Here is a 5,580-nt window from a genome sequence, read left to right as displayed (position 1 = left end):
GACGGCCGGCCTCTGCCGTATTCTGGAATGACCCCTGACCGCGTCAGGAACCAGATCCCCGCATCCTCGGACCCGAAAGCGTAATGACAGACCAATCACCCGGCCCCGGCCATTCGCAGGTACCGGCCACCCATGGCAGGAGGATCGGCTTCCGGTACGCTCTGCTGCTTCTTTCCTGCACCGTGGTCGCGTACATCTTTGATCAGCTCACCAAGATCTGGGTGGTCTCCAGCATGACCGAGGGCCAGATCACTCCGGTCCTGCCGCCCGTCCTCAGCTGGCACTTCATCCGCAACTCCGGGGCCGCGTTCTCCATTGGTACGGAATTCACCTGGGTGTTCACCATCATCATGGTCATTGTGTCTGTGGCGATCCTGACGCAGGTCCGCAAAGTGGCTTCATGGGGCTGGGCAGCTGCCCTGGGGCTGGTACTTGGAGGCGCCCTGGGCAACCTGACGGACAGGCTCTTCCGGGAACCGTCGTTCGGCCAAGGGCATGTGGTCGACTTCATAGCGTTACCGAACTTCGCGATTTTCAACATCGCGGACTGTGCGGTGGTCAGCGGCGTTGCGCTGGTATGCCTCCTGACGCTGCGGGGCATCGGCCTGGACGGGCGGCGCAGCAATGAGGTGCCGGAGGATCAGGATGCGGGAGAAGCGGAGGCAACCGATGATGGAAGGCCTTAGCACGTACACAGTGCCTGCTGACGCGGGAGGTCAGCGGGTGGATGCATTGCTCGCGGCTCTGACCGGCGAATCCAGGTCCACGACGGCGTCCTGGTGCGCCGGAGGCCTGGTGACTCTGAACGGGCAGACAGTGGGCAAATCCGTTAAACCGGCAGCTGGCGGCACGCTGACGGTTGATGTGCCCGCGCCGGCAGCTCCGCTGGGAATCGTTGCCGAACGGGTGGACGGTATGGGAATCCTGTTTGACGATGATGATTTTGTGGTGGTCGATAAACCTGTCGGTGTAGCCGCACATCCATCGCCGGGATGGGTTGGCGCCACCGTCGTGGGGGCGCTAGCCGGCGCCGGTTACCGCATTTCCACCTCCGGTGCGCCCGAGCGGGTTGGTATTGTCCACAGGCTTGACGTCGGCACGTCGGGTGCAATGGTTGTCGCCAAAACGGAGCATGCCTACACCGCGTTGAAACGAGCGTTCAAGGAGCGCACCGTTGAGAAGCAGTATCACGCCCTGGTCCAGGGTCTGCCGGACCCTCTGACCGGTACCATTGACGCTCCCATCGGGCGGCATCCCGCGCACGACTGGAAGTTTGCTGTGATGGAAGACGGACGCCCCTCCATCACCCACTACTCGGTTATTGAAGCGTTTGGGAAAGCCAGCCTGGTGGAAGTCCAATTGGAAACCGGAAGGACCCACCAGATCCGGGTGCACTTTTCCGCGCTGAGGCATCCGTGCGCGGGCGACCTGACCTATGGGGCAGACCCCCGGCTGGCGGCGGATCTGGGGTTGACCCGCCAGTGGCTGCATGCCAGCCGGCTCGCATTCGAGCACCCGCGTACCGGTGAACGGGTGGAGGTTCCTAGTCCGTTCCCAATGGATTTGCAGTATGCACTTGACGCACTGAGCTCCGGCGCCGCCTGACTGAGCCTCACGCAGTGCGCCTGCGCTGAGCCGGCGGGGCCCTGGCCTAAACTGAGTGGGTGGTATCTACAGCTCCAACCAAAGACTCCTTTGTCCACCTGCACAATCACACCGAGTACTCCATGTTGGACGGGGCGGCCCGTCTCACGGACCTGTTCAGCCATACGGAGGAACTGGGCATGAGTGCCCTGGCCACCACCGACCATGGGTTTGTTTTCGGAGCGTTCGACTTCTGGGACAAGGCACGGAACGCCGGGGTCAAGCCGATCATAGGTGTCGAAGCGTATCTGACTCCCGGCACCGCGCGGGCGGACAAAACCCGCGTGCAGTGGGGCGGGGGAGGGCGCGACGACGTTTCCGGCGCCGGTGCTTACACGCACATGACCTTGTGGTCGGAAACGACCGAGGGCATGCACAACCTTTTCCGGATGTCTTCCCTTGCCTCCCTTGAGGGCTACTTGTACAAGCCGCGCATGGACCGGGATCTGCTGCAGACCTACGGTAAGGGACTCATCGGCACCACGGGCTGCCCCTCCGGTGAGGTGCAGACAAAACTCCGGCTCGGCCTCTACCGGGAGGCCGTCCAGGCTGCGTCCGACTTCCGCGACATCTTCGGCGTCGACAATTTTTTCTGTGAGCTGATGGATCACGGGCTCGATATCGAGCGCAAGGTGCAGGGTGATCTCATCAAGCTGGCCCGGGAACTCGGCCTGCCGCTGGTTGGCACGAATGACCTTCACTACACCCACGCGGAGGACGCGAAGGCCCACGCCGCGCTATTGTGCGTTCAGTCCGGATCAACCATGGCGGATCCGAAGCGCTTCAAGTTCGACGCCGATGAGTTTTACCTGAAGTCCCCAGCTGAAATGCGGTCGATCTTCCGTGACCACCCCGAGGCCTGTGACAACACCCTGCTGATCGCGGAGCGGTGCAACGTCGAGTTCAACACCAAGGCCAACTACATGCCGGTCTTCCCGGTGCCGGAGGGCGAGAGCGAACAGTCCTGGTTTGTCAAGGAGGTTGAGAAGGGACTGCAGTTCCGGTACCCGGAGGGAATACCGGACAAGGTGCGGGCCCAGGCCAACTACGAGGTCGACGTCATCACGCAGATGGGCTTCCCGAGTTACTTCCTGGTGGTGGCGGACTTCATTAACTGGGCTAAGGACCATGGGATCCGTGTTGGCCCCGGCCGTGGTTCCGGTGCCGGCTCAATGGTTGCCTATGCGATGCGGATCACCGACCTTGATCCCCTGCAGCACGGCCTGATCTTTGAACGGTTCCTCAATCCCGAGCGCGTCTCCATGCCCGACTTCGACGTGGACTTCGATGATCGGCGCCGCCCCGAAGTCATCCGGTATGTGACGGAGAAATATGGAGATGAACGCGTTGCCATGATTGTCACCTACGGCACCATCAAGGCCAAACAGGCCATGAAGGATTCATCCCGCGTGATGGGCTACCCCTTCTCCATGGGAGAGCGGCTCACCAAGGCCATGCCACCGGACGTGATGGGCAAGGGAATTTCGCTAGTGGACGTCCACAACAAGGATGCGCAGCGGTATTCCGAAGCGGAAGAGCTGAGGGAACTCCTCAAGCAGGACGCGGACGCGGAGAAAGTCTTCGAGACAGCTCTGGGCCTTGAGGGACTGAAGCGCCAATGGGGTGTCCACGCTGCCGGCGTCATTATGTCTTCGGATCCGCTGATCGACATCATTCCGATCATGCGCCGTGATCAGGACGGCCAGGTGATCACCCAGTTCGATTACCCCACCTGCGAGAATCTTGGCCTCATCAAGATGGACTTCCTGGGCCTGAGGAACCTGACGATCATCACGGACGCCGTGGAGAACATCAAGCTCAACAAGGACATGGACCTCGTCCTGGAGGAACTTGAGCTGAATGACAAACCCTCTTACGAGCTTCTGGCCCGGGGGGACACACTTGGGGTCTTCCAGCTTGACGGCGGACCCATGCGTTCGCTGCTGAAGCTGATGCGCCCGGACAACTTCGAAGACATTTCGGCCGTGATCGCCCTGTACCGGCCCGGCCCGATGGGCGCCAACTCGCACACCAACTACGCACTGCGGAAGACGGGCATCCAGGAGGTCACTCCGATCCACGCCGAATTGGAGGAACCCCTGGCGGAAATCCTCGGCACCACCTATGGCCTGATCGTGTATCAGGAGCAGGTGATGGCCATTGCCCAGAAGGTGGCGGGATACTCCCTGGGCCGTGCGGACATCCTGCGACGTGCGATGGGCAAGAAGAAAAAGTCGGAGCTGGACAAGCAGTACGAGGGCTTCGCCGACGGAATGAAGCAGAACGGGTATTCAAGTGCAGCCGTGAAAACCTTGTGGGACATCCTGCTGCCGTTCTCGGATTACGCGTTCAACAAGGCCCACTCCGCCGCGTACGGGCTTGTCTCCTACTGGACCGCGTATCTGAAGGCCCACCACCCGTCCGAGTACATGGCCGCGCTGCTCACCAGCGTGGGTGATGATAAGGACAAGCTGGCGATCTACCTCAACGAATGCCGACGCATGGGGATCACCGTGCTGCCGCCGGACGTCAACGAATCCAGCGTGAATTTCACTCCGGTCGGAACCGACATCCGCTTTGGGATGGGTGCCATCCGCAACGTTGGAGCCAACGTGGTGGGCGCAATGGTGGGCGCGCGGCTGGAGTTGGGAGCTTTTACCTCCTTCAGCGACTTCCTGCAGAAGGTACCGGCCGTTGTGTGCAACAAAAGAACCATTGAGTCACTGATTAAGGCGGGGGCCTTCGATTCACTGAAGCATCACCGGCGCGCGCTGGCGATGATCCATGAGGAAGCGGTGGACTCTGTGGTGGTCCTCAAGCGGAATGAGGCGGCCAACCAGTTCGATCTCTTCAGCGCGTTTGACGATCCCGGCGTGGGTACCGGACTGGCCGTGGACATTCCTGATCTACCCGAATGGGAGAAGAAGGACAAGCTCTCGTTTGAACGCGACATGCTGGGACTGTACGTCTCGGATCATCCGCTGCAGGGCCTGGAGGGCATCCTCAGCCAGCACGCGGATTTGTCCATCACCTCCGTGATCAGCGAGGAGGGACCGGCCGACGGCGCCACCGTCACCATCGCGGGAATGATCACTTCCCTGCAGCGCAGGATCGCCAAGAACAGCGGAAATGCCTACGCACGGGCCGAGGTTGAGGACCTTGCCGGTTCGATGGAGGTCATGTTCTTTGGTCACGTCTACGGACCGATCGCCGCCGTTCTGGCCGAGGACCTGATTGTTGTGGTCCGGGGGCGGCTGCAAAGGCGTGACGACGGCGCGGTCACCCTGAATGCGCAGGAACTCACCGTGCCGGACCTCAGCGAGGGCCACTCGGGCCCGGTGGTGATCTCGATGGCACATCACAAGGCAACCGAGACCGCGGTGGAGGCGCTGGGCGATGTGCTGCGCACCCATCCCGGCACCAGTGAAGTGCGGATCCGGTTGGCCTCCAACCGGAAGGTCGAAGTGATGAAGCTGGGAGTCGATCTGAGGGTAAATCCCACCTCGGCACTGTTCGGCGACCTGAAGGTGTTGCTCGGACCCGCGTGCCTCGACGCTTGAGCGTCGATGATCGCAGTGCCGGGCAGCGCTCCGGGCGCTGTTAAGGTATAGATCATGCACAATCCGTCCAGCGGCCCGTCCGCGACCTACCCTCCGCCCGTCTACTCCGGGCCGGGCAGTGACATTCCCGTGCCGCCCGCGTCGCTCCTCTGGTGGGCCGGCGCCATGGCGGTGCTCGGCGTCCTGATGGGCGTTCTTTGGTGGCTTACGGCTCCCGGCGGCGCACTGCAGGGCGACCGTTCGCTGGCCGAGACCTGGCTGGTCCGCGATCTGGTTCTGGCCGGGATGGAAGTGGTTGCCGGCGTCGTCGTTGGTTGGCTGCTCATCCGCCGCGCGAATCTTCCCGGGGCGTGGCAGCGGATGGCGGCCGCCGTGG

3 protein-coding genes and 1 pseudogene are annotated in these 5,580 nt (G+C 62.1%); all 4 read left to right on the top strand.

The window, feature by feature from the left end:
• Positions 1-83 precede the first annotated feature (83 nt).
• On the top strand, positions 84-686 hold the full coding sequence (gene lspA, locus Y708_RS22840; RefSeq protein ID WP_035775268.1) for a signal peptidase II: 603 nt from the start codon (positions 84-86) through the stop codon (positions 684-686).
• Positions 670-1,605 (top strand): RluA family pseudouridine synthase, encoded by a 936-nt coding sequence (locus Y708_RS0104505; protein ID WP_028279005.1) that lies wholly within the window; start codon positions 670-672, stop codon positions 1,603-1,605. Before lspA ends, Y708_RS0104505 begins: the two co-directional genes overlap by 17 nt.
• A gap of 59 nt (positions 1,606-1,664) precedes the next feature.
• Positions 1,665-5,204, top strand: a complete 3,540-nt coding sequence (gene dnaE / locus Y708_RS0104500) for a DNA polymerase III subunit alpha (RefSeq protein ID WP_028279004.1) — start codon at positions 1,665-1,667, stop codon at positions 5,202-5,204.
• A 54-nt stretch (positions 5,205-5,258) separates the two neighbouring features.
• Positions 5,259-5,580: pseudogene (locus Y708_RS29610) on the top strand (hypothetical protein); the annotation flags it as partial.

Source organism: Arthrobacter sp. H5, assembly GCF_000520595.1.
Lineage (GTDB): Bacteria > Actinomycetota > Actinomycetes > Actinomycetales > Micrococcaceae > Arthrobacter_D.
The sequence above is the reverse complement of the archived record's forward strand: the minus strand, read 5'-3'. Positions and strand labels throughout refer to the sequence as shown.